The organism is Acetomicrobium sp. S15 = DSM 107314 (assembly GCF_016125955.1).
Taxonomy (GTDB): Bacteria; Synergistota; Synergistia; order Synergistales; family Thermosynergistaceae; genus Thermosynergistes; species Thermosynergistes pyruvativorans.
The window spans coordinates 1-25,067 of the sequence record NZ_JADEVE010000127.1 but is presented as its reverse complement, the minus strand read 5'-3'; the positions used below and the strand labels follow the sequence as shown (position 1 = coordinate 25,067).

Below are 25,067 nucleotides of genomic sequence, written 5' to 3'. Positions count from 1 at the left end.
TCTACAAACTGTCCTGCACTATCGAGGCCGGATAGCCTATCTCCTCCAAAGCATCCATGACGACTTTTATGTCGGGAGCCTCCACCTCTACCACTTTATCCTCCAGGCTCACGCTGTGTTTTGAGAGGCCCAACCCTGCCAATGCCTTGGTAATGCGATTTACACAATGCTGACATGACATATCGGGCACACTCAACGTGAACTTCGCCACCGCAAACACCTCCCTCATTTCATGCGCCGCTCGATTTCTTCTTTTGGAATGCGCGTGAGTTCGCCCTTGGGAAGGACTTTTAGCAGATCCCACGCCATATCGAGCGATTGCCCTATATCTCTGTCTTCATCGTAGGATTGTCTTACGAAGCATTCCTCGAAGGCCTTCCCGAAGTCCATATAAGCAGCATCGACCTGTGAAAGCTCGTCTTCTCCTACGACGCTGGCTAAGGCCCGCACGTCTTGGACTCGGCTGTACGAGGCGAAAAGTTGGCTTGCCACATCTGGATGGTCTTCCCTGGTGTATCCTTTGCCTATGCCGTCTTTCATGAGACGAGAGAGGCTGGAAAGAACGTCTATAGGGGGATATACTCCCTTGGCATCCAGTTCCCTCGACAGCACTATTTGTCCTTCCGTTATGTAACCGGTAAGATCAGGTATCGGATGAGTGATGTCATCGTTAGGCATGGTCAGTATAGGAAGTTGTGTAAGACTTCCTTTGCCGCCGTGTATTACGCCAGCTCGCTCATATATTGAGGCGAGATCGCTATACATATAGCCCGGATAGCCTTTCCTGCTCGGCACCTCTCCCCTCGCCACACCCAATTCCCTCAGCGCCTCGCAATAGCTCGTCATATCCGTCATGATGACCAGGACGTGCATGCCCATATCGAAGGCGAGATATTCAGCGACAGTTAAGGCGAAGCGCGGCGTAGCAATGCGCTCTATCACCGGATCGTCAGCCAAGTTCAAAAAGACCACGATATTTTTGGCGCGCCCCTTCTCAAATAACTCGTCCATAAAGAAAGCCGCGTCATCGCGCTTAACTCCTATTCCGGCAAAAACAACGGCGAAGTTTTCCTCCCCCACCAAGCGCGACTGGTTAGCTATCTGCGCAGCCAATCTGTTGTGGGGAAGGCCGTTGCCGGAAAATATGGGCAGTTTTTGACCCCTTATGAGCGTGGACAGGATGTCCAATGCGGAGATGCCAGTATGGATGAAGTTTCGAGGGTAGGAACGGGCCATGGGGTTGATGGGCATCCCGTTGACGTCACGGCTCAAGCCGCCAAAAACCGGACCGCAGCCGTCTCTGTCTTCTCCAAGGCCTGAAAGGACTCTGCCCAAAATGGAAGGAGAGAGCTTCATCTCTAGCCCCTTGCCTAAAAAGCGCACTCTCGCGGCCTCAGGTACGAGCTCCTGAGTGCCAGCAAAAACTTGAACCAGCGTAGCTTCCTCACTCACGAGCATGACTTGCCCCAAACGAGTGGTACCGTTTGAATCTCTAACCTCGGCCAGCTCTCCATAGCCCACCCCCTCCGTCTCGCCCACCAGCACGAAAGGGCCGTATATCTCTTCTACCCCTATATGCTCTGCCAACGCCATTTCGTCATCTTCCTCTCGTGGCCAGACGTTCGCTACCCACCCGATCGAGGTAGCCGTCGAGCTCTTCGGTGAGCTTAGAGTAGTCGGATTGTATTTCCTCTAAAGAAAGCTCCTTCAGATGGGACAGGTTCGTCACTGCTTCTCCCTCGCGAATGAGGGAGAACGGCACGCCCTGTTTTATCAAGCCCAACGTTTTTTCGTAAAAGTGCAATATCAGGCTCAATATGAGAAAACCTTTGGCCGGCGGCGAGTAGGCGTCGGGGCCAAAAGCGCTCTGCTGCAAGTATCCGTTCTTAACCAAGTAAGCCGTAAACGTCAGAAGCCTTTCTTCGTCGGGCAGCACGTCCTCCCCCACTAAGCGCACAACTTGCTGAATTCTCTCATCTTCGGCCAAGATCGAGCGCATCCGTTCCCTCAGCTCGCCCCATCGCGGATCCACATTGGTCTCAAAATATTCCTCCACTTCCTTCGCATATTCACTGTAAGAATCGAGCCAACTTATGGCAGGGAAGTGTCTGGCGTTGGCCAAGCTCTTGTCGAGTGCCCAGAAACAACGGATAAAGCGCTTTGTGTGCCTGGTGACTGGCTCGGTAAAGTCGCCTCCTGGAGGGGAAACGGCACCTATTATGGTGATGCTTCCAACGTCGCCGCTCAAGGTCACAACGCGACCAGCACGTTCATAAAACTCCGCAAGCCTGGTTGGCAGATAGGCAGGAAAGCCCTCTTCGGCCGGTATCTCCTCCAATCTGCCGGATATCTCCCTGAGCGCTTCAGCCCATCGTGACGTCGAATCGGCCATAAGAGCGACATCGTAGCCCATGTCCCTATAATACTCTGCCATGGCTATCCCCGTATAGATGGACGCCTCCCTCGCGGCCACAGGCATGTTCGAGGTATTGGCCACTAAGATCGTCCGCTCCATCAACGGCCTGCCAGATCTTGGATCCTGAAGCTCAGGGAATTCCTCGAGCACCTCCGTCATCTCGTTTCCTCTTTCGCCGCAGCCTATGTAAACCACCACATTCGCCTCGCTCCACTTGGCGAGTTGGTGTTGAGTTATGGTTTTGCCAGTCCCGAACCCCCCCGGAATGGCCGCAACGCCGCCTTTGGCAATCGGAAAGAGCCCATCGATAACGCGCTGTCCCGTCACAAGCGGCTCTTTGGGAGGGAGATGTTCCCTGCACGGGCGCGGCAGTTTCACGGGCCAGCGACACGATAGGAAGATCTCGATCTCTTTCCCGCAACGGTCTCTCACCTTAGCTATCACCGCGTCGCCGCGGTAAGAGCCAGATGGGACGACGAACGAAACTTCCCCTTCTATTTCTGGAGAGGTCAAGAGCTTGTGTATCACCAGCGGCGTCTCCTGGACCTCAGCTATGGGCATACCAGGCGTAACCACATCGCCAACAGCAAGGAGCGGCTTCACTTCCCACTCTTTATGCGGATCGATCTGAGGAACCTTAACCCCCCTCGGGATAAAAGCCCCCTCGCGCTCGAGAATGGCGCCCAAGGGGCGACCTATGCCGTCGAAGATGTTTCCGATCAAACCAGGACCCAATGATACGGAAAGCAGCTCGCCGGTTCCGCGGACGGGTTCGCCCAATTTCAACCCCTGCGTATCCTCATACACCTGAATTGTGGCCCTGTCCTCACTCAGGCGAATAACCTCGCCTATCAAACGAAGGTCGCCCACTTCTGCCATCTCTCCCATTGCAAAAGAAGACGCGCTCTTGGCTACTACCACAGGACCGTTGATCAGCGATATGATTCCTTCTTTTTCCATAGCATTTCACTTCCTCTTATGACAAAAGCGGCATGATGCGGCTCGCCAACACATCGGCCAGCTCATTGACCTTCGTCTGCCAGTCGGCGCTCACCTGTCGCCTTCCGTCTTCCGTAGCAAGCCACAACCCACCCACGATGGGAGCTGGATCTGGATCAAACCTAACAACCACCTGAGGCCTTAATATAGTCGCCCTCTCTACGATCCCGCTTCCCATAGAAGCGTCAGCACCTGAGAGCCTGAATTTAAAAGGGCCAGTACCCGGCAAGGCGTCCTCTGCCTCCAAAAGCAACCCCACCAGTATCAACTGATAGTCATCCCTTTCTCTGAAAGAAATGAGCTCATCGAGCAACATCGTCTTGGCCTCGGAAAGCAAGCGGTTTTGAAGCCGCAATTTTTCTCTTGCGACTTCCCTTTCTGCTGCTATAATTTGACGTCTCCTCACCTCTTCAGCCCTCGAGCGAGCTTCGTTTAGGATCAGCTCCACCTCTTGATCGATGCGAGAAAGTTCCTCTCTGAGTTTGGAATCGGCCTCTTCCTGAGTTTTTCTGACGATGAGGTCGGCCTCGGCCTCAGCCTTATCGAGGATTAAATCCCTCAAAGCGATGAGCTTCTCGTCCTGTCCATCGCTCACTCTATCTTCACCCCTATCGCCTCGCGGACGTAGCGCGTCAGGAAGTCCGGCCCCCTTTGCGTGCCATGGCGGTCAGGAATTTCTACCAGAAGAGGAAGCCCTCCGCGTTCCCTCATATCGAGCACGACCCCAGGGATGAGAGAGGCAACTTTCTCGGTTATCACCAGCATGCCAAGCTCCTCCATATCCATAGCCTCGCTAACAGCTCTATTGGCCTCCTCTGCATCGTGAACCTCTACGCCCTCTATACCTGCAAGTCGCATACCTACCAGGGAGTCATGGTTATCGCTGACCAGAAATGCCTTCATATTACATCCTCCCCAAGATCAGAAGCGCCACGATGAGGCCGTAGATGGCTATTCCTTCCGCCAAGCCTAAGTATATGAGCGTGGATCCGAGCATTTCCGGCTTTTCGCCCACAACCCCCAACGCGGATGAGCCAACCACGGCCACAGCTATGCCGGCTCCCAGGCAACCCAGCCCTGCGGCTATCGCCGCTCCCAGGAAGCCCCATCCCGCGCCAGAGACAGCTGCCTCGGCCGCCATGCTCATCTTAGGTGCAATTACTAAGGAAAAACCGACAATCAGCGCCAAAAAGGCGCTATACATGCAAGAGCGCAGGACATTTTTGAAACTCTCCACCGATTTGCCTTTTCTAAAGTAAAAACCCAGCACCGCGAGCGACAATGCCGCAAAAACGATCAACTCCAAACCTATCATTTGATTGCCCCTCCTAAAAATTAGTCAAATTTAGGCGTTGGAACGGCCTCGCAACACCTTCAGGTCTTTCCGCCACTGAACCGGCCTGAAGGCGCTCCCACCGCCTTTATAAAACTTGCCGAAGAACTCATAGTATTCCAGGCGCAGCGTCTGTATGAAGACGATGAGCCCCTCGAGGGCGATGATCACAGCATTGCCAGCTATGAGCACAAGGGCTCCAAAAAACGGGCCGCCCGGAAGAGCATGGACCATGTGCGAAAGCATCAGCACCGCCAAAGAAAGCCCCACGTGGTTTAAGGCGAACGCTGCTAACCGCAGGAACGATATCGTATTGCTCAAAAAACTTAAGAGGTTGTGAAACACCTCAAAGACATTGAGCACGCCCTCGCCGTGAGCAAGACGCTCCTTCAGCAAATACCTGGCCAGCACGTCACGAAGCAACATAACTGCGAGCATCAGAGTTACGAGAGCCCACAAGGCCCACCGAGGTATGGGCAAATCCTTCCCCGAAAAGGAGGCGTAAATGGCGGCGGCGCAAGTCAGATAAAAAACGAGCCCCGCCAAACCGCGGCCATCGAAGAGCATCCCGCCGAAGTCGCGCCGCCTGAATGCGGAAATTATGTTTAAAACCATTCCCAACGTAACCATTACAACGCCGATCCCTACAGATATAGCAAGCAAGTTGCCCATGTCCTCCATGGGGGAAAGCCAAAGGGCCGGCAATACCCCCTCGACTCCGAACAAGCTCCCGTACAAAAAGCCGAAAAAGACGGAAGTTGCGGCAGCGGACTTCAAGACTATCGCCAAGGAACGCCTAATCATGTGCCTCCTTTGCATTAATTGCGCCGCCAGGAGCAATACTAAGCCGTGTCCGACATCGCCGAACATAAAACCGAAAAAGAGGCAAAAACTTACGGCCACGAAGAACGAAGGGTCTATCTCGCCATAAGCCGGCAGACTATACATGGCCACCACATCTTGAAAGGCCCTCACGAGGGGAAGATTCCTCAAGAATGTGGGCACTCTGGTGCCCCGATATGGGAGAGATTCGCTCTCCTCCACCAAGATGGCCGACTTAGGCGCCCTCTCTTCGACAACCTTTCTGACGTGGTCCAACAGATCCTCTGGGATCCAACCGGAGAGTATATACATATCGCCGACTTCTCCGCGTCCCCTGCAGAGGTCATATATGCGCTGCATCGTATAGATCAAAGAAAACAGCCTTTCCAATTCTCCCCTATTCTTGTCAAGGTAAGCCCTGGCGGCGGAAGCCAACCCATCTATAGCCCTCTTTAGGTTTTCGATCCGCCCCTCTAACCTCTCCAAGGGCCTATCGGAACCGGAGACGAAGCGCAACACATCAGTTAGAAAGAAGCGCTTAAAATATACGGAGTTCAAGAGCTTCTCGGCCTCATCTGCGTAGCTTGGAATCGTAAATGCCAAGATCCACGTCTCTTGGCGCCACGTGCCGAGCTTTATGACCAGAAGCGGCACGTCCTGACTGCTCTCCTCGAGGCGCTTATAGTTTTCCTCCGACAGCTTCCCAAAAAAGACCGTTAAACGCTCCACGGAGGCGAGCCCATCAAGGCTCATCCCTCGGCTTTCCAGCGCCTGGACACAAAGACGAGCTGCCTCAAGCGCCTCGAGCTCCTCCTCGAGGGCCATCCTGCGCTTAGCCCATAATTCCAGCCTTCCGGAGACCCTGTTGACCTCAAAGCGCGCCCTCTCCAGAGTAAAATCCTGAGGCACTGGAAGTGGCACCGGTTCAGGGATAGCCTCACCGGCAGCTTGCCAAATGGAGGCGAGTTTCATCAATAGCTCGTCATAAGGATTTTCGGTGACAGTCCTGACCCTGGAGCGCAAGCTCCTGTCCTCCAACAACAGGTCGAGTGACAGGGGTTGAAACCCTCCCATCAAGACCATCTGAGAGGCCACATATTCCATCTCATCTTTCGGGCCCACCAATGTCACGGCGAGCATCTTCACTACTGCCATGAGACTACACCTTCCGGTATAATTGGACGAGCCAAGAAAAGGGCTCCCATGCGCCTATCGTAGCCGTAACGCACGTCCTCCACTATAGTAACCAAATCCATCACCTCGAACTCGAGGAGCATCAGATATGCCACCATAGTATGAAACGAGGGGGAGCCGCTACGAAACGCCCTCAAGGAGGAGCGGTAAAAGAAACGCTTAAGGCTGCGCTCCAAAACCAACTCGTCTTGAGGGGGAAAATCTCCAAAGGCCGCTGTATACGGCGTTTCCTTCAAGAGCGACCAAAATTCGTCGAGGTCTTTAGCGCGGCTTAAACTCCTCAAGAGAGAAAACCTCGCCTTGTGTCGGACCGGGAGAAGCCGATTCAAAGCCTCCTCCCTTCCCATAGAATAAAAGCGCAAAGCTCTGTAAAGCCAATAAATATTCAAGAGGTCCACGAGACCGCCCACAAGTTCGAGCACATAATGCCGCTCGAGCAGGGGAAGCCCTAAGGCAGCTCTGTAAAGGCTCGCGATGATCAAGGCATCAATGGCTGTCTCTGCCGGGAAAAGGTTCATTCTGCCCTCGGACAAGGCCCTTAAAGGCTCTTTGAGCGGAGCGTAATATGCCGTGCCCTTCAGCGACTCCGAGACTTCGTCGAATGTTCGGCTCGAAAGAAGCGCGTCGAAGGGCAAGGTGATTAGCGGCATCTCCTGGAGGCTGGCTCTCATCTCCTCTCTATTACCGTGGCCGGAAAGAAGCCATCTCAAAACGCGCTTCAACTGTTCGGCTTGGAAGCGCTCTGCCCATGCCCTCAAAAAAATCCTCCTGGGGCCGGACAGATACGACATAAACGCCTCGGCGCGCCTGATTGGCACCGCTCTCAGGCGATCTTCAAGCTCAGCCCTATGCGCATTGGCAGCGATCAGAGTGGACAGGCCTTCCTTATACCCTTCAGCCTTCTGGAGGTAATCGGCTATCTCTGGAACCGTGTCACATTGCAAGATCTCCCAATAGTCCATGTCAGAGAGAAGCCTGCCGTAAAGGACGCAGGCCTTGGCCCCAACTGCGGTGCACTCGCCTGCCGACAAAGGAGAAAAGCTCACGCTTCTCCACTTCCCTTCCTCACATATGCCTCTGCTATCTCCTGGGCCAAAGCCTTTATCACCTGAGGCGCGCTCTCTCTGAAGCGCTTCTCGATTTGCGAGCGTTCCTGAGCTCCAAGGCTCGCTATCTGCTGCGCTTCAGCCTCAGCCGCACTCCTCGCAGATTCTACTATGGCTTTTGCCTGATCGCGAGCTGCCCTGAGGCGATCCTCCCTCTCGGACGCGGCCTTACCTTTGGCAGCATTCAAAATCGAGTCGGCTTTTGCCCTTGCCTCTTCCAAAAGCCTTTTAGCTTCGCTTTCGGCGCCCACAAGCACCGCTAAAGCTTCCTGCAAAGACGGCAAGGCTATCCCCTTCTTTCCCTTTCTTTAGCAAATTTCCCTTTTGCAATCTTCATGCGAACGAAGTCCTCCCTTTCCCCTTCCTCGAGGGCGCTTTCCATAGCAGCGATCGCAGAGCGGTAGAAGGGAATAGCTACCTTTTCCAAGGCGTTGACCCTGCGATGGGTCTTTCTGATTTGAAAGGCCAAGCGGTATATGCTCGTCTCTGCCTCAGCGAGACGGGAAAGCAGGTGTAACACTTGACGAAAGGCCAAATATGCCGCATCCAGCGCTCCTGAGGTCCCGAAGAAGGAGTAGCTCGGCTCCAATTTACCTTCCAGTTCGTCCACCTCAGGGACCTCAACGCCCACGACTGAGCGAAGCCTTATGACGAAACGCGCTTCTTCTGGTATAGCGTGAGCAACCTCTTCCACTGTATCTATGCCCAAGGAAATGTTGGCGCGTTCGAGAGCTTTATATGCGGAGGCGAAAACTTGGGCCATATCTTTCTGCACCGCCTTGGCCTCTTCAATATGCTTGACGAGCTCCATCATCAAGATTTGGCGTTTTTGTTCCAAGAGGTCGTGGCCCTTCTGGGCAAGGAGGAGGGAACGGTTCATCCGTATCAGATTTCCCCGAGTTGACGCTACTTTTCCATTCATCTTCGCAAACGCCTCTACGCTCTGGCGCTATCAAAACTCAAATTGCCCACCGCCGTAATCGTCATATTGTTATAGGAGTCTCGTCGTCTTTTGTCAATCGCACTTCATCGATGCACATTGGACGAGATCAAGGTAAATGCGATTTAAAACTCCTTCATAACAAGAGGCTTTCGAGCTGGTTCAGGCGGTTTGAAAAAGCAGCGAACGTTTCCTCAAATGGAGCCGGCCCGGTGAGATCTATCCCGGCAATCCTCAGGAGATCCAAGGGATAAGCAGAGCTTCCCTTCTTTAAGAAATCGACGTAGCGAACGGCAGCCGACTCGCCCTCTCTCAAGATCGCTTGCGATATCGATGTAGCAGCAGCATAACCCGTGGCGTATTGATACACGTAAAATGCGGAATAAAAGTGGGGGATGCGGCTCCACTCTAAGTCGTTTTCCGCATCGATCAAAAGAGGCGCATAATAGCGCTCGTTCAAGCTCCTCCACAGACGACAAAAGACTTCCTGTGTCAATGCCTCGCCTGATTCGATCAATCTATGAATCGCGAGTTCGAACTCGGCAAAGAGCAGCTGACGCCAGACAGTGGTCCTCACCTGCTCTAGGCCCATATTGAGCAGATAAGCCCTTTCACGATCGTCCCTGGCCTTTTTCAAGAAATGCTCCAAGAGGAGTGCCTCGTTCACCGTGGAGGCGACCTCAGCCGTAAATATAGAGTGACCGGAGTACACATATGGCTGATTTCCGTTTGTGAGATGAGAGTGGACTGCGTGTCCCATCTCGTGAGCCAGCGTGAAGACATCTCGGAGCGTGCCCTTATAGTTCAAAAGCACGTAGGGATGAACGCCGTAAACCCCCCAGGAATAAGCGCCGCTGTGTTTGCCGTCGCTTTCATATATATCTATCCACCCGCCGCCAAAGCCTTCTGCCAAGGCGCGGCGATATTCCTCGCCGAGAGGCGCAAGTCCGTCGAAGACCGCGGCTTTCGCCTCCTCGAAAGGTATGCCCTCGCGCGTTTCGGGCACCAAGGGAGCATAAAGGTCATACATGTGCAATTCATCGAGCTTCAACGCCTTCTTCTTAAGCCTTAGATATCTGTGGAGGAGCTCGAGATAGCGGTTGGCCAGCTCGATAGCCATTTCATAGACGGAAGGAGGAATGTTTTCGGGGAAAAGCGCAGCTTCGAGGCACGAAGGATAGCGCCTGGCCTTTGCGAAGAAAAGATCCTTCCTGACGCTCCCGAAAAGCGTGGCCCCTAAGGCATTTTTGGCGCTGGCATAAGTGCTGAGCAAGCCTACATATGCATCTTTCCGCACTCTGCGATCTCTTGAATATATGTACTTGCCATAGCGCTCCTCGCTGAGCTTAACCGTCCGGCCATTCTCGTCTTTTATTTCAGGAAATATCAAGTCTGCGCCGGTGAGGAGTGTAAAAACATCGCGAGGGGAGCCCGCCAGATGCTCCGCCAAAGCTAAAAGATCTTCCTGCTCGGGCGGTAGGATATGTCCTCCCAGGCGCCTGACTTGCTCAAGGGCAAAGCGATAGACCTCAAGATCTTTCTCAGCTTCCATAAACCGTTCGATCGTGTGGTCATCTATACATGAAATTTCGGGTCTCACGAAGGCCATGGCCTTGGATACCTCTACGGCAAGCATCGAGGCTCTCCCCGCCATAACCTGCGAACGAGCATCTTTCAAGTTTTCGTGGCTCTTCATCGTGGCGTAAGCGTAGACGCGCCCCAAAAGTTCCCCGATCTCATCGCATTTCTTCAAGGCGGCGAGGAGCACATTCGGCGAGCTCCCAAGCTTTCCCTTGAAGGTCTCCATTTCTTCGAGCAATGCTTTAAGCTTACCGCAATTGGCTTCCCAGAGCTCATTTTCCGAATAAATATCCTCCAGGCGCCATTTATACACCTCATCGATGTCATCCCTTGCGGGAAGGTCCGCTCTGTCGACCACTTCCATATGAAATGCCCCCTCTTGGTTGAAATACACGTCCTAAGGCTTGCCTGCCCTGGTGGAGTTTAGCACCACCGATATAGAACTGGCTGCCATAGCGCCCTCGGCTATGGCCGGATGCAGAAGCGCCGCCATGGCCAGAGGGATGGCTATCACGTTGTAAGCGAAGGCCCAGAAGAGGTTCTGCTTCACCACTGAAAACGTCCGCCTCGAGATCGCGATCGCATCAACTACCTTCGAGATCCCGCCCTTCGCTATGATCACGTCGGCGCTGTCAATGGCCAAATCCATACCTGAACCTATGGCCACGCCGACGTCAGCCCCTTTCAGCGCCGCAGCGTCGTTTGCACCATCTCCTACCATCATGACCTTACGCCCTTGGGCCTGATACCGCCTGACTATATCCAGTTTATCCTGAGGACGCACGCCGGCGAAGACTTCATCTATGCCCACCCTGCGGGCCACGGCCATAGCTGTGCGCTCGTCGTCGCCCGTCGCCATAACCGGCGTTATTCCCATCTCCTTCAAACGAGCGATAGCGCCTGCCGAATCCTCGCGTATGGAATCGGCCACAGAGATATAGCCCAATATAACGCCATCACGGCGCACCTCCACAACGCTCATTCCTTCGCTCAAAAAGTCGAAATAGGGCTTTGGGTCGCTCGGTCGCCCTACGAAATATTCTTTCCCCTTCCAACGACCCTTTATCCCTTCGCCGCTTGTTTCTTCCAGCTCTTCAGGTTCGCCAATGTCCTCATCCAGGAGCGCCGATATCGCCTTGGCGAGCGGATGGTTCGACTTGCGCTCGATGGCAACGACAGCCTCGAGCGACTCGGCATCGAGGTTGTGCTCTACGACCGAGGGTTTGCCCTCCGTGATCGTCCCAGTCTTGTCCATTATGATCGTGCTTACGTCTTTGCTCGTCTGTATGGCTTCGGCATTGCGTATAATCAAACCGGCCCTGGATGCCGCACCGGTGCCAGCGACGAGCGCCATCGGCGTCGCCAGACCCAAGGCGCAAGGGCAAGCTATCACGACCGTGGTCACGAAGGCGAAAACGCCGAGCGAAAGCGGGTCTCTCACATCGGCAATCCACGGAAGAAACCCGCCAGCCCAATCTAAAAAAGAAGCCCATTTTTCTGCATTGAGATACCAGGACACGCCGCTCGCCAAGGCGAGCGCAATCACAACAGGAACGAAGACGTTGGTCACCCGATCTGCCAGCGCCTGAATCGGAATTTTAGCGCCCTGCGCCTCTTGGATCAACGATATCATCTGGGACAAAAAAGTGTCCGCTCCGACTTTTGTCACCTTGACCCTAATCAGGCCGGTGAGGTTGAGGGAGCCTCCCACCACAGCATCGCCCTCGGTCTTGCTCACCGGAAGCGACTCGCCGCTGATCATGGACTCGTCCACAGAGGTACGACCTGACTCCACTGCCCCGTCCGCCGGTATGCGCTCGCCAGGTTTGACGAGCAGGACATCTCCTTCCTTTACCGCTTCCAGCGGAATCGTGATTTCATCTCCGTTTTCCCTAAGGACGCGCGCCTCTTTCGCCTGAAGCCTCAAGAGGGACTTTATCTCCTTCGAGGCCTTATCGCGCAGGTGCGATTCTATAAAACGCCCGGTGAGATGAAGCGCCACGATCATTGCACCTATCGTGCCGAAGGAGGCTACGTTGATGCCTGACAAAGCGAGGATCGCCGTTAACCACGAAGCCACGGAGCCAAAGAGGATGAGCACGTCCATGTTGGTATGCCCGTGCGTCAAGGCGATCCACGCACCGTTTATGCCCTTCCTGCCGGCGATGAATATCACGACCGCCCCGCCTACGATTTCCATCCATAAAAAACCGGGCAGATGCCTCCCCGCCATGTGGATGAACATAAAAACCATGAGTGGCAGTGTGATACACCAGGCCAGGATGAGATTTCCCTTCGCTTCTCGGTAACGCCGTGCCTCCAAGTCTTCTTCTCTTTCATAGGAAACGCCGTATCCCACATTTTTGACCGCTTCCTCCAAAACCTCCTGTGGCACGCCCTCGTCCAAGATGACAAACGCCGTCTCCGTGGCTAAGTTGACCGCCGCAAAATCCACGCCTTTCACTTTCTTCAGCGCACGTTCAACGGTACGTGCACAAGTGGCACAGGTCATCCCCGTCACGCGAAAGCTTCGCTTTTCTTTTGTCTCTTCCATAGTACTTGCTCACCTCTCAATTAAAAACCGCGTTACATTATACAATAAAAGCTTATCAAAAGTTAGGCGTCCCTAAATTTACGGACAATTTAAAAGGCGGCAAGGCTGCCCCGCCACCTTTTATCGCCTCAGATTCACCGCTCTCTAATCTCTTTCACGTATACATAGACCTCTCCGCTTCCCCGAGACGAACGGAGCTCCCCTTCTACCAAAACCGGTGTGCCCTCTCTCTTAGAAAGAATCCAATCTTTTATGGCGTTGTCGTAAGCCCTCAGGATTATAAAATCGTGGCGAAGACTCCCATCGACATCCTGATACTCCCGCTTCAGAGCGAAACGCAGGTATTTCCCCTCTTTGTTTTCCCCACGATCGTCCCCTTGGATGAAGTGCAGGTTGCCATCGATGCGAACAAAACTTTCTGTCTCCACTTCGCCCCCTCCTTCGCGCCTTCGGCAGTATTTTTAACATTATTGTTACACATAAGCCCTCTTTAGGCAAACGCCATCTCGGGCTATGTGGCATGGGAGGGCTTGCTTATGCAGGGATAAAAGCTGGAGGTGCCTTTCTAACTCCATTCGAAAGCAAATACACCTGAGTTCTCTATGAGGCAAATCTACAAAAGAAGAGGCAGGAAAAAATTCCTGCCTCTTCTTAAAAATAGCCGACAAAAACACTTCAGCGGCGCTTCACTGCTGGTCCTTTTGCTCTTCAAGATTCTTGGAGCGCCACTCCAAAAATCGCTCGAGCTGCTTTCTGGCCAGTTCGTCGTGGAGCGAAAGCACCCTCTCGTGAAGTTGCTTCACCTTGGTGGTGTCGATCTGCTCATCGCTCAAGGCCAGCTGAAGCTCGAGCTGCGCCCTATAGAGCTCGTTCATCTGACTTCGGAACTCCGAAGAAGTCTCGAAACCTCTCCCATAAGGTCCTGCGCCTCGTCCCATCCAGCGGGGCATATAACCAAACCCTCCACCATAGCTAAAAGGCATCCTATAGCCGTAACCAGCACCAAGACCACCGCAGCCGTAACCGCCCCAACCTGGACCCGCGTAAGCCAATGCAGAACCAGCCAGCGCCAACACGGCTATTGTTGCAACTACTGCCGCTGTTCTCTTCATTTTCAGCCACCTCCGCAACTTTTCTTTGTAGCTTTAAGTATAGCGGGGGGTTGGAAATGGGTATCGTCAATTTTACTCATTTTACTTTAACACTATTCAGCGCTTTTGACTGAGGGGGAAATGGCACGCCACAGCATGGGCATTGCCATCGAGGAGCGGCTCCTTGACCCTACAAAGCTCTTTCGCAAAGGGGCAACGCGTCTGAAATCGGCAACCCGGAGGAACTTCGAGCGGGCTCGGGATCTCACCCACGGACGAAAGGCGCCTTCTTCCCCTCGCGCGAGGGTCGAGAACGGGCACCGCAGAAAGGAGGAGATGCGTATAAGGATGACGCGGCGAATCGAATATCTCCTCTGCGCTACCGGCCTCCACGATCTTGCCAAGCAGCATCACGAAAACTCGATCGGCGATATGCCTCACGACGCTTAGATCGTGAGTGATGAAAAGATAGGTAAAGCCGAAGCGCTCCTGGAGCTCCATCAGCAGGTTGAGGATTTGAGCCTGAATGGATAGGTCTAAGGCTGACAGGGGCTCATCGCAAACCAAAAACTCAGGCCTTAAAGCTAAAGCCCTCGCTATGCAAATCCGCTGGCGCTGACCGCCACTGAATTGATGAGGGTATCTGTTGAGGGCCTCTCTGTCCAAACCGACAAGATCGAGCAAATGAAGGAGCTTCCTTTCCGACTCTTCGTCATCGTCCCACAGACCATGCGCCTTAAAGGGTTCTGCAAGGGCTTTCCTCACCGACATGCGCGGATCCAAAGACGCATATGGGTTTTGGAAGATTATTTGCATACTTTTGCGGATCTCGTTCATCTCTTTTACCGAAACAGAGAGCAAGTCTTTACCCTTGTAGTAGATGTTCCCGCTCGTCGGCTCGACCAGGCGCATAACAAGCCTGGCGAGCGTGCTCTTGCCGCAGCCGGACTCACCAACCAGGGCGTACGTCTTGCCTTTATATATATCCAAGTCAATTCCATCGACGGCATGGACCGTTATACGCCGTCGTCTAAAGATCCCTGATTTACTAAGGAAGCTCTTCCTCAAGCTACGCACCCTTAAAAGCGGGAGGCCATTCATGACTTCATCTGGCCTTCGAAGAGCCAGCAGCGCGTAAACCTATCTTCATCCACTTGAAAGATGGGGGGTTCTTCGCTAAGACACCTTTCCGTCGCATGCTTACACCGAGGGTGAAAGCGACACCCCTGAGGAAGCTCAATTAAACTCGGCACAGCGCCGCCGATGGCCTCAAGCTTTCCTTGCTTTCCCTTTGCCCTGGGCATGGAACGGAGGAGGCCTCGCGTATAGGGATGAAGCGGGTCGTCAAAAATATCTACGACATTTCCCTGCTCCACAATGACCCCGGCATACATGACGTTCACCGCATCGCAAAGCTCTGCGACTACGCCGAAATCATGAGTTATCAGAAGCACTGCCATGTGCAAGCGTTCTCTCAATGAATGTAACAAACTTATGATCTGAGCCTGTATCGTGACATCCAGCGCAGTTGTGGGCTCATCGGCTATGAGGAGCTTCGGCTCGCAGATGAGTGCCATGGCTATCATCGCCCGCTGCCCCATACCTCCGGAAAACTGATGGGGGTATTGATCATACCTGGACGCCGCATCGGGTATGCCCACTTCCTCAAGCACCTCGATGGCGCGCAGTCTCGCCTCGCCGCCGGACAGACCGACATGGATTTTAAGCGGCTCTGCCACCTGCTCACCTACTGACCGCACAGGATTTAACGCACTCATCGGCTCCTGAAAGACCATAGATATCTCCTTGCCCCTGATTTGGCGCACCTCCTTGGGCGAGAGCCTCAAGAGATCTTCGCCCTCGAAGTAGACGCTGCCGCTTATAGTTTTTCCTGCCGGACCCAAAAGGCCCATGATTGAAAGGGCCGTGGCGCTCTTGCCGCAGCCGGACTCACCGACCAGGCCGATAATGCTTCCATCGTCGACGTCGAAAGAAACGCCGTCTACGGCGCGCACCGTGCCCTTTCTCGTGAAGAAACGAACCACAAGCCCTTCGACGGACATCAGCTTTTGTATCATCGCTTTAGGTAGGGATCCAAAGCCTCTCTGAGGCCGTCACCGATGAAATTGAAGGCCAGTGCGACCAGAAAAATCGCCCCTCCTGGAAAGGCGACAACCCACGGCGCGGAGAAGATGAACTCTTTCCCCTGCGACACAAGCAGTCCCCAGCTCGGGACGGGCGGCTGTGCCCCAACTCCCAAGAAGGAGAGGCTGGCCTCCGCTAAGATAAACTCGGGCACCTTGAGCGTAAAAAGCACGACCAGCGACGGCAGGCAATTGGGAAATATATGCCTCGCCATGATAGCGCACCTTCCCACGCCCATTGCCTTGGCGGCCTCGACGAACTCTTGTTCTCTGAGCGACAGCACCTGCGATCGCACCACCCTCGCAGCCTCTGCCCACCCGACGAAGCTAAGGGCTATAAATATGTTGGAAAGCCCAGCCCCGAGGGTATACATCACGACCATCGCCAAAAGGAGGGACGGAAAGGCTATCACAATGTCTGCAATCCTCATGAGGATAAAATCAACCTTGCCGCCGAGATAGCCGCTCGTTACGCCGACTGCAGAGCCTATACCCATGGATATAAAGCTCGGTACGAGGCCGACAAGGAGCGATATCCTTGCGCCGTATATTATGCGCGAAAACAGATCTCGGCCGAAGGCATCTGTGCCGAGGATGTGGACCCCCGATGGAAGGAGCAGCCGCTGGCGCAAATTTATTTCGTATGGATCATGAAAAGAGATCAGTGGCGCAAATAAAGCTACGATGACGACGCCAGCGATTACATAAAAGCCGATCATCGCCATCGAATTTTCCCTGAAACGTGCTAAGGTTTCTTGCCACAGGCCAACGCGGACCTTTTGCCTCAAAGCGCAGGGAATGCGATTTCTACCCTTACCTGCCATAGCGTATCCGCGGATCCAGGGTAGAATACAAAATGTCCGCCACCGCATTGCCCATCACGACGAGGAACGTGGCGAACAAGACCGAACCCTCAAGAAGCGGCATGTCCCGCGTTCTTATCGCGTCGATGGCAAGCCTCCCCAAGCCTGGTATGCCGAAAACGCTCTCCGTTATAACCGCGCCGGAGAGGAAGCTCGCTACCTGAATTGCCATTACTGTGACTACCGGCAAAAGGGCGTTCTTCAGTGCGTGACAGATGATGACCTGCACTTCGCTCAAACCCTTCGCCCTCGCGGTTCTGATGTAGTCTTTCTGCATCACGTCCAAGAGACTCGACCGCGAGAGTCGCGCTATAATCCCGGCAGCGCTCCATCCGAGCGCCAGGGCCGGCATCAACAGATATTTGGCTCCGTAAAAGCCGGACACTGGAAGCCATCCGAGTTTGAGGGCAAAGAGATATTGCATGAGCAAGGCAGACCAAAATATCGGCATGGAGATGCCTGCCACAGAAAAACCCATAAAGACTCTGTCTACAATCGTATTCGGCTTCAAGGCCGAAAGGACCCCCGCGGGAATGCCGATGAGCCAAGAGACGAGCGCGGCCGCGAGGGCAAGGGCGAGGGTGTTGGGAAAAGCCTGTATGATCAACTGGCTCACCGGCCTGTTGAGCTTATATGAAAGCCCGAAGTCGCCGCGAAGGGCGCCTCCGATGAAGCGAAAGTAACGCACTATCAAAGGATCATCGAGGCCCATTTGAGCCTTCACTTTCTCTACAACGTCCGGGCTTATGCGCTCCTTCATCATTACGGTTACAGGATCGCCAGGTATGATGTTGAGCATTACGAAAATAAGGATCGAAACGCCTATCAGGACCGGAACGGTCGCCAACAGCCTCTTCGCCACATATTCCATTGCCCTTTATGCTTTAATCCTCCAAACGTATATCGTAGTAGGACATATCACTCCAGCCGTTCCACGGCGCCACGAAATTTTTGACCCTAGGCTGGAGGACGTAAACGTGTTCCAGGGAGAAGAGCGGCACCCATGCGGCATCCCTTTGAACGATCACTTGCTCCAACTTTCTGTAAAGCTCGCAGCGCTCTCCTTGATTTGAAAGGGAACGCCCCTTTTCGAGCGCATCGAATACCTCCTGGCTTTCGTAGTTAAACGAGCGAGCGACAGTGTTCCTCGGAGCGAAGAAGGTATAGAAGAAATTGTCGGGGTCGTTGAAGTCAGCAGACCATACTTGGACATAAGACGGCAGATCACCAGCGCTGCGCGTGGCGTAAAAGGCGGCTTCGTCCATCTGTTGAATATGCGCCTTGAAGCCCGCTTCCCTGAGCATCGCCTGGACCACCTCATTTATCCTCAGCCACTGCCTGGCTCCGCTCACTTGGGCTATCTCCATCTCCACCCCATCGGGGTAACCAGCTTGAGCCAATAATGCCTTAGCCTTTTCGGGATCATATTCTATAACGGGCAGATCCGGATTATGACAAATCAATCCCCTCGGCATAATGCCGTTTTCTAAATGACCTTTCCCGTAAAACAGCTCATCCAAGATGAGTTTCCTGTCGATGGCCATCTGAAGCGCCTTGCGAACGCGCACGTCGTCGAAGGGCTTTATCCTCTGATTTACGCTGTAGTAATAAATGCCCACCCTCGGACTGCTCGCCACGTAATCCTTCCACCTGGGATGGTTCGTAAAATAGGGTATCTGAGAGACAGCGTAATCGCAGTCGAATATGTCGATCTCGCCGGCTTCAAAGAGCATCCTGAGCGTCTCCGGATCGGGGGTTATCCTCACCAGGATCTCATCCAACTGAGGTCTCCCCCTGTAATAACCCTCGTTTGCCACGAGGAGCAGATGATCGTTCAATACATACTCTTTCATTACGAAGGGACCCGTGCCGGACGTCGTTTCGGGAGTGAGGCCGAACCTGCTGCCTGACTTGATGGTAAACTCCCTGTTATAAATGCTCGCCTGAGGGCTTGCCATGACGGCCAAAAACGGCGCGTATGGCCCTCTCAATGTTATCTGAACAGTGTAGCGGTCTAAGGCCTCCAACCCCTTGGTGTATATCGCCTTGCCGTCCATCCTCTCCTTGGCCCCCTCTACCCAGTCGAGGATGTCGGTGTTCAAAGCCTTGGTATCGGGATCGAGCATGCGATCAAAGGTATAGACCACATCGTCCGCTGTGAGCTCTTTGCCGTGATGAAAGAAGACCCCTTTCCTTAAATAAAAAGTATAGACCCTGCCGTCGTCTGAGATCTCCCATCTTTCCGCCAAACCTGGGACGATCTTCGACTCTCCAGGTCCTACGGTGATACATTCCACCAGCCTGTCGAAGCAGTTTAACGGTAAGAGATACGATATCGTTTGGGTCTGACAATCCGCAGTCTTCGGATCTTCCAAGTACGGTACCCGTAGTGTCTTGCTGCCCTGCGCCAAAGCCGTCCCAGCACCATTGGCGATACAAATAAAAGCGACACCAACCGCACACAGCCACTTAGAAAATCTCACTCTTATCCCTCCTTCATTAAACGTAAAACGGAAGACAACACAGTCAGTACGCCATCGCCTGCATATTTTAATCCGTAAGCATCCGCTCGCAACCGATTTGGGCAATTATAAAAGCTCGGTCCCGGAATGGCAAGGCGAGGCTTTTCTTTCAGCATCAAATTAACCATGAGGGATAGAAGGTCGCCCAGTTAGACAAAAAGTGATATGATTTTTATAAGGAAACGTTTTTAGAAAAAAGAGGAGGTGTCGTTATGGCCAACGTTAGTTTGGAGATAAACGGAGATACCTACGAGGTGGACGTCGAGCCAGACACTCCGCTTTTATGGGTCATAAGGGAGCACCTTGGGCTCACCGGAACCAAATACGGCTGCGGCATAGGCAGATGCGGGACGTGCACGGTGCTCGTGGACGGCAAGGCCAGGCGTTCGTGCCAGATGCCGGTGAAACAGGCCCAGGGAAAGAAGATCGTCACGATCGAAGGCATCCCCGAGGACCATCCTATAAAAAGGGCATGGGTGGCCGAGCAAGTGCCTCAGTGCGGATATTGTCAACCAGGACAGATCGTTCAGGCTGTGGCTCTCCTTTCGGAAAACCCGAACCCGAGCGATGCCGATATAGAGCGGTCCATGCGGGGGGTGCTCTGCCGCTGCGGCACTTACCGGCGCATAAAACGAGCAATCCGCCGGGCGGCGGAGGGCGACTTGCCTCTCTCCGAGGGCGTTATTTCGAGCAAGTCTGTCGGGGCGGATAGCCTTTTCATCGGGCTTTTGCCGACTCCTCCGGGTGGTGTGCCCGTGATGGCAAAGACGAAGGATTCGTGGATAAAAATCTCGCCGGACGGCATTATAACGGTAGTCATACCAAAATCCGAAATGGGACAAGGCGTTGCAACTTCCCTCCCCATGATAGTAGCTGATGAGTTAGGCGCCGAGTGGGAAAAGGTTAGAGTGGAGTTCGCCCTTGCCGGAGACAGCTACAAAGACCCGGTTCGGGGCGTGCAGATAACCGGCGGCAGCACGTCCGTTCGAAATCTCTTTGTCCCTTTGAGGAAACTCGCGGCGGCAGCGAGAACTATGCTCGTTAGAGCCGCAGCGCAGTCGTGGGGGGTGCCAGAAGGAGAATGCCACGCATTTGGCGGTAAAGTGATTCACAAGCCAACGGGACGCGCGCTCTCTTTTGGCGAACTCGCCTCAAAAGCTTCTAACCTTGAGGTGCCTCAGGACCCAACCCTCAAAGGCGAGGGAGAGTTTATCTTTATAGGCAAAGGTGTTCCTCGCGCAGACATACCAGACAAGGTAAACGGCAGGACGCGTTTCGGCATAGACTCCTTCCACGACGGGATGCTATACGCTTCGGTGGTACGCCCACCAGCTTACGGCGCCAAGCCCGCATCTTACGATCCCAAGAAGGCCGCTGACATTCCGGGCGTGCGATCAGTTGTGCCGATAACGAGCGGAATCGCGGTATGCGCCGATTCCATCGAGGCGGCATGGAAAGGACGCAAGGCCTTGGAGGTCCAGTGGAGCGATGGCAACTGGCCCCAGTGGAACGACGATCACCTAAACGATGCACTCATGAAGCATCTTGAGTCCAACGGAGTCATCGCTAAGAACGAAGGCTCTGTCGATGAAGCTATCTCCGGTGCGCGCAAGAAAGTGGAAGCGACGTATATCCTTCCCTATCTCTCGCATGTACCTCTCGAGCCTATGAACGCCTTGGCTTACGTCAAAGAAGACAGGTGCGACGTATGGGCGTCAACCCAAGCACAGAGCCTATCTCATATCGTAGCTGCCGAAGCCTCAGGGCTCAAAATGGATCAGGTTTTTATCCACACGACCTACCTCGGAGGCGGCTTTGGCAGGAGGCTTGAGGCCGATTTCGTCCGCGAGGCGGTAGAAATTTCAAAACTCGTCGGGAAGCCGATTAAACTCATATGGACACGGGAGGAAGATTTCAAAAACGACTTCTACCGCCCGGTCAACGCAACTTCCGCCGTAGGGGCCTTGGATGCCGACGGAAAGCTCATCGCCTGGGACCACAAAATAGTCGCGCCCTCCATTTATGCCCGCGTTCGCCCGCAGGAGATGGCGGGCGAAATCGACCCGCCGGCTGTCGAGGGGCTCGTCAATATGGACTACCAGGTGCCTAACTTCAGGGTGCATTACGTGCCTTTTGAAGCACCAGTGCCGGTGGGTTTCTGGCGTTCGGTGGGCAGTTCTCACAACGCTTTCACTGTGGAGTGCTTCGTCGATGAGCTGGCTCACGCATCGGGCAAAGATCCGCTGGAATTTCGTCTCGAGCTTTTGGAGGGAAATTACCGAGTCCAGAGGCTTCTCAAGGCGGTGGCGGAAGATTGCGGGTGGGGTAAGTCCCTGCCCGAAGGCGTGGGGCGCGGGCTTGCTTATCACTTCTGCTTCGGCACTCACGTAGCACAAGTCGCGGAGGTTTCAGTCGATAAGGGAACGGGAACGGTGAAAGTTCACCGCATCTTCTGCGCAGTAGATTGTGGCAAGGTGGTTCATCCCGATATCGCAAGGGCTCAGATAGAGGGAGGCGTGCTCATGGGGCTCTCCGCGGCGCTCAAAGAAGCCGTCTCGTTCGATGGTGGCGGAGTTGCCACTTCCAACTTCGATAATTACGACCTCTTGAGGATCCATGAGGCGCCAGAGGTGAATGTGCGCTTTGTGGAGAGCGATGCCCCTATGGGCGGCCTTGGCGAGCCCGGCCTACCCCCTGTGGCCCCGGCTGTGGCTAACGCGATATTCGCTGCCTCCGGAGCGCGAGTGCGCCACTTGCCAATCACGCCCGAAGCCGTCCTTGAAGCTTTAAAAAAGAAGTAGCCAAAACGAACTTAATTTGGTATAATTTAAAAGGGTTTCAAGGGAGGTGCCGATTAATGGCAGAAAAGATCAACCCCCAAACGGCAAGGGAAGCTGTGCAATCCGGCAAGGCACTATTGGTATGCGCTTATAGCGACGAAGAGCGGTGCAAGAGCATGCGCCTCGAGGGTGCTATGTCTCTTAAGGAATTGCGCGCCAAAGAAGCCGAGCTAAAGAAGGACCAGGAGATCATTTTCTACTGCGGTTGAAGGAGCGAAGCCACTTCTGCCCGTGTGGCGGAAAATTACGAAAAGCTGGGCTTTTTCAACGTAAAAGTGATGGCCGGAGGCGTAAACGCCTGGAAGAAGGCCGGTTATCCGCTCGCATGAGCGAAAGGGAGGTCGTAGCGATGTCTCAAGAGAAAGACAAAATTCAGGCAGGAACAGAAAAGAAAGCTGAACTGACGCAAGAGGAAAAAGAGAGGCTTATGGAGGAGCTCTTTAGGCAGTTGGACGGATGTGCAGGTTGCCCAGGCTGCTGCGGCGAAGAGTAGAGCTCCATTCCCCCCTGACCCGTTGACAAAAACACCTTGAGTTAAAGAGCAAATTCAGGGGTGAGGATTTGTTCTAATCCTCACCCCTGAATTTTTGTATTATTTTGCAATTCCATCCTTCCCGCGGCAATCGCGGTCCACATTTCGCTATTTGCGTTTAGCTTCCTCAAGGTGTCTCTTATAGAGATCATAGTTTCTCTTTATGACCTGAGGTATGGATAGATTATAGGGACAGCGCTCTATACACGTACCGCACTCTATACAATTCTGCACCGTTTCCATAGCCGGGCCGGAGAAGGAAAGTAGCGTCTCCGGCGGCATCTTTCTGGACACGAGCTCGTATTGCATGGCAGAGGTTATCTCAACCCCTTGAGGGCACGGTTGGCAGTATTCGCAGCGGCGACAGAACTCCTTGCCCAGTTCCTTTCGATATCGCTCTATAGCGTCGAGCTCTTCTCCGGTAAACTCGCCAGGATTTTCCTGCGAGGTTGAAATTGCCTGATCAACCTGCCAAGTGGCATCGAAACCGGGAATCGGGACGACACCTTTACTCTGTAGAATGAACTTTATAGCCAGCTTCCCGTCGTCCAAGGCTCCTCCGCCGAGAGGTTTCATGGCGAGGATCCCCATGTTGAGCTCTCTTGCGAGCGGGAAGAGCTCCTTCTCTGGATCGCTCTCTATAAGGTTGAAGGGAAATTGAACTGTGGCAAACTGCCCCGTCTTTGCGATCTTGATCGCAATATTCAGGTTATGAGACGTAAACCCGATGTGGCGGATCTTCCCCTCATCTTGAGCCTTCAATATAGCTTCCATTGCTCCGTTCGGCCCGGTGATCTCCTTCCATTCGTTCTCCTTAGATACCTGGTGAAGCTGATATATATCAATATAGTCGGTGCGCAACTTCCGCAAAGATAGCTCCAAATGTTCCATGGCTCCTGCTGCATCCCGCTTTGTGGTCTTAGTGGCTATGACTACTTTGTCGCGCATGCCATGAAATGCATCTCCAACCTTCTCCTCGCTGTCGGCATACGCATTGGCCGTGTCGAAAAGCGTTACGCCATGGTCATAAGCATAGCGAAGCAAAGCCACCGCTTCCTCTTTTTTCAAGCGCATGATCGGTATACAGCCAAAACCCATCCGCGACACCTCAAGACCCGTCCGCCCTAAGACGATTTTGTCCACGATATGCCACCTCCAAATGCCGATTTACCCTGTAGGAGTATAGCGTCCGTTTGTTACAGATGTCAATCCATACCTCCCTTTAAACTTCGACGCCATGTTTTTGCACATCCCTCCATCGCCGCCGACAATAACCTACAACGCAAACAGCTTAAACGTTCGATGCAGGTTTTCCATAGCTCACGAGCTCGGGCACTACGTGCTCAAACACAGGCCCATATCGTTTTCGGAGTTGTTTAACGGCGACCTATCGCGCGACGCGAGGCAGGAACGCGAGGCGTGCGCATGCTGTTCTTTTATATCGTCTTGCGTGTATGCTACGTAACGCTTGGTCATGGTTAAGCCTTTGTGTCCGAGCGTGCGCTATAAAGACAATGTATTTGTCGGAAGCAAGCCTGAGAAAACAGCCTGCTATGATTGAATGCAACCGGGACGTCTTTTAGGATATAATCAAGGCGTTGGGGCATCTTCAAAAGAACCGTAAGTTAAAAACAGAAAACACAGTGGAAGGAGGCGAAACTTATAATTCGAGGGAGTTAATTTTCGGGGTAGCTTAAGTTATGGTAAAAATAAAGAGGCTGTCGCTCCTAAATCGAGCATAAAAAAATCCCGACGCAGCACAAAGCCGGTCGGGAACTAAACTTGGCAGGCCCGGCAGGATTCGAACCTGCAACCCCCGGATTTGGAGTCCGGTGCTCTAGCCGTTCGAGCTACGGACCTGTATATATTTATTTTACTCTATTTCGTATCCTTGTGCAAGGTATGATGTCCGCACCAAGGGCAATACTTTTTCTTCTCAAGCTTTTTGCTTTTTTTCTTGTTGATGGTAGTTGTATAATTGCGCCGCTTGCACTCAGAACACTGCAACCCTATGATATCTGCCATTCACATTCACCCCAGTCCATTTAATCCAATATCTTCGTTACCACACCAGCACCTACGGTGTGACCGCCTTCTCTGACTGCAAACCTTAAGCCTTCTTCGAGGGCT

Annotated in this window: 26 protein-coding genes and 1 tRNA gene; 4 read left to right on the top strand and 23 right to left on the bottom strand. The window is 53.5% G+C overall.

Features of this window, described 5'->3' with window-relative positions:
* Position 1 precedes the first annotated feature (1 nt).
* The 19 genes from EZM41_RS03235 to EZM41_RS03145 all read right to left on the bottom strand — a co-directional run bounded on the left by EZM41_RS03235 (position 2) and on the right by EZM41_RS03145 (position 19,526).
* Complete coding sequence (locus EZM41_RS03235; protein WP_198469465.1) at positions 2-211, bottom strand: cation transporter; 210 nt, start codon at positions 209-211, stop codon at positions 2-4.
* Between the two features lie 14 nt (positions 212-225).
* The gene (locus EZM41_RS03230; RefSeq protein WP_198469463.1) at positions 226-1,593 is read right to left on the bottom strand and encodes a V-type ATP synthase subunit B; all 1,368 of its coding nucleotides are present in this window, start codon (positions 1,591-1,593) and stop codon (positions 226-228) included.
* A 4-nt stretch (positions 1,594-1,597) separates the two neighbouring features.
* Positions 1,598-3,376, bottom strand: a complete 1,779-nt coding sequence (locus EZM41_RS03225) for a V-type ATP synthase subunit A (RefSeq protein WP_198469461.1) — start codon at positions 3,374-3,376, stop codon at positions 1,598-1,600.
* A 16-nt stretch (positions 3,377-3,392) separates the two neighbouring features.
* Positions 3,393-4,010: a V-type ATP synthase subunit E family protein gene (locus EZM41_RS03220; RefSeq protein ID WP_198469459.1), complete on the bottom strand. Its 618-nt coding sequence runs from the start codon at positions 4,008-4,010 to the stop codon at positions 3,393-3,395.
* The gene (locus EZM41_RS03215; RefSeq protein ID WP_198469457.1) at positions 4,007-4,318 is read right to left on the bottom strand and encodes a V-type ATP synthase subunit F; all 312 of its coding nucleotides are present in this window, start codon (positions 4,316-4,318) and stop codon (positions 4,007-4,009) included. Before EZM41_RS03215 ends, EZM41_RS03220 begins: the two co-directional genes overlap by 4 nt.
* 1 nt (position 4,319) lies before the next feature.
* Complete coding sequence (locus EZM41_RS03210) at positions 4,320-4,730, bottom strand: ATP synthase subunit C (RefSeq protein ID WP_198469455.1); 411 nt, start codon at positions 4,728-4,730, stop codon at positions 4,320-4,322.
* A 30-nt stretch (positions 4,731-4,760) separates the two neighbouring features.
* A complete protein-coding gene (locus EZM41_RS03205) occupies positions 4,761-6,725 on the bottom strand; it encodes a V-type ATP synthase subunit I (protein WP_198469453.1) in 1,965 nt (654 codons plus the stop codon).
* A complete protein-coding gene (locus EZM41_RS03200; RefSeq protein ID WP_198469451.1) occupies positions 6,716-7,810 on the bottom strand; it encodes a V-type ATPase subunit in 1,095 nt (364 codons plus the stop codon). Before EZM41_RS03200 ends, EZM41_RS03205 begins: the two co-directional genes overlap by 10 nt.
* Positions 7,807-8,154, bottom strand: coding sequence for an ATPase (locus EZM41_RS03195; RefSeq protein ID WP_198469449.1), 348 nt, complete (start codon positions 8,152-8,154; stop codon positions 7,807-7,809). Before EZM41_RS03195 ends, EZM41_RS03200 begins: the two co-directional genes overlap by 4 nt.
* Before the next feature lie 2 nt (positions 8,155-8,156).
* Positions 8,157-8,792 (bottom strand): V-type ATP synthase subunit D, encoded by a 636-nt coding sequence (locus EZM41_RS03190; protein ID WP_198469448.1) that lies wholly within the window; start codon positions 8,790-8,792, stop codon positions 8,157-8,159.
* A 154-nt stretch (positions 8,793-8,946) separates the two neighbouring features.
* Complete coding sequence (gene pepF, locus EZM41_RS03185) at positions 8,947-10,755, bottom strand: oligoendopeptidase F (protein WP_198469446.1); 1,809 nt, start codon at positions 10,753-10,755, stop codon at positions 8,947-8,949.
* A gap of 33 nt (positions 10,756-10,788) precedes the next feature.
* Positions 10,789-12,945: a heavy metal translocating P-type ATPase gene (locus EZM41_RS03180; RefSeq protein ID WP_198469444.1), complete on the bottom strand. Its 2,157-nt coding sequence runs from the start codon at positions 12,943-12,945 to the stop codon at positions 10,789-10,791.
* Positions 12,946-13,079: 134 nt separating this feature from the next.
* Entirely contained in the window at positions 13,080-13,373 is a 294-nt protein-coding gene (locus EZM41_RS03175; protein ID WP_198469442.1) for a hypothetical protein, read from the bottom strand.
* A gap of 258 nt (positions 13,374-13,631) precedes the next feature.
* Positions 13,632-14,057 carry a hypothetical protein gene (locus EZM41_RS03170; protein WP_198469440.1) on the bottom strand — a complete coding sequence of 142 codons (426 nt, stop codon included), beginning with the start codon at positions 14,055-14,057 and terminating at the stop codon, positions 13,632-13,634.
* 96 nt (positions 14,058-14,153) lie between these two features.
* Positions 14,154-15,113, bottom strand: coding sequence for an ABC transporter ATP-binding protein (locus EZM41_RS03165; RefSeq protein WP_342449220.1), 960 nt, complete (start codon positions 15,111-15,113; stop codon positions 14,154-14,156).
* 20 nt (positions 15,114-15,133) lie between these two features.
* Positions 15,134-16,114 (bottom strand): ABC transporter ATP-binding protein, encoded by a 981-nt coding sequence (locus tag EZM41_RS03160; protein WP_198469436.1) that lies wholly within the window; start codon positions 16,112-16,114, stop codon positions 15,134-15,136.
* On the bottom strand, positions 16,111-17,004 hold the full coding sequence (locus EZM41_RS03155) for an ABC transporter permease (protein WP_269778847.1): 894 nt from the start codon (positions 17,002-17,004) through the stop codon (positions 16,111-16,113). The genes EZM41_RS03160 and EZM41_RS03155 overlap by 4 nt, the downstream gene beginning before the upstream one ends.
* Complete coding sequence (locus tag EZM41_RS03150) at positions 16,994-17,905, bottom strand: ABC transporter permease subunit (protein ID WP_198469434.1); 912 nt, start codon at positions 17,903-17,905, stop codon at positions 16,994-16,996. The genes EZM41_RS03155 and EZM41_RS03150 overlap by 11 nt, the downstream gene beginning before the upstream one ends.
* 22 nt (positions 17,906-17,927) lie before the next feature.
* On the bottom strand, positions 17,928-19,526 hold the full coding sequence (locus EZM41_RS03145; RefSeq protein ID WP_198469432.1) for an ABC transporter substrate-binding protein: 1,599 nt from the start codon (positions 19,524-19,526) through the stop codon (positions 17,928-17,930).
* A 251-nt stretch (positions 19,527-19,777) separates the two neighbouring features.
* Between EZM41_RS03145 and EZM41_RS03140 the strand changes: the two genes are divergently transcribed.
* From EZM41_RS03140 to EZM41_RS03130, 3 genes are all read left to right on the top strand, one after another.
* The gene (locus EZM41_RS03140) at positions 19,778-22,366 is read left to right on the top strand and encodes a molybdopterin-dependent oxidoreductase (protein ID WP_198469430.1); all 2,589 of its coding nucleotides are present in this window, start codon (positions 19,778-19,780) and stop codon (positions 22,364-22,366) included.
* A gap of 56 nt (positions 22,367-22,422) precedes the next feature.
* Positions 22,423-22,614 (top strand): rhodanese-like domain-containing protein, encoded by a 192-nt coding sequence (locus EZM41_RS03135; protein WP_198469427.1) that lies wholly within the window; start codon positions 22,423-22,425, stop codon positions 22,612-22,614.
* Positions 22,615-22,754: 140 nt separating this feature from the next.
* Entirely contained in the window at positions 22,755-22,898 is a 144-nt protein-coding gene (locus EZM41_RS03130) for a hypothetical protein (protein WP_198469425.1), read from the top strand.
* A 147-nt stretch (positions 22,899-23,045) separates the two neighbouring features.
* On the opposite strand, the gene EZM41_RS03125 is transcribed toward EZM41_RS03130, so the two are convergent.
* On the bottom strand, positions 23,046-24,080 hold the full coding sequence (locus tag EZM41_RS03125; RefSeq protein WP_198469423.1) for an aldo/keto reductase: 1,035 nt from the start codon (positions 24,078-24,080) through the stop codon (positions 23,046-23,048).
* 94 nt (positions 24,081-24,174) lie between these two features.
* Between EZM41_RS03125 and EZM41_RS14580 the strand changes: the two genes are divergently transcribed.
* Positions 24,175-24,402 carry an ImmA/IrrE family metallo-endopeptidase gene (locus EZM41_RS14580; RefSeq protein WP_198469421.1) on the top strand — a complete coding sequence of 76 codons (228 nt, stop codon included), beginning with the start codon at positions 24,175-24,177 and terminating at the stop codon, positions 24,400-24,402.
* A gap of 318 nt (positions 24,403-24,720) precedes the next feature.
* On the opposite strand, the gene EZM41_RS03115 is transcribed toward EZM41_RS14580, so the two are convergent.
* The 3 genes from EZM41_RS03115 to EZM41_RS03105 all read right to left on the bottom strand — a co-directional run.
* Positions 24,721-24,797 (bottom strand) — tRNA-Trp (locus tag EZM41_RS03115).
* A gap of 18 nt (positions 24,798-24,815) precedes the next feature.
* The gene (gene rpmG / locus EZM41_RS03110; RefSeq protein WP_198469419.1) at positions 24,816-24,962 is read right to left on the bottom strand and encodes a 50S ribosomal protein L33; all 147 of its coding nucleotides are present in this window, start codon (positions 24,960-24,962) and stop codon (positions 24,816-24,818) included.
* Between the two features lie 20 nt (positions 24,963-24,982).
* Positions 24,983-25,067, bottom strand: an 85-nt coding sequence (locus tag EZM41_RS03105; protein ID WP_198469532.1) for an EF-Tu C-terminal domain-related protein, incomplete at its 5' end; no start/stop codon positions are given.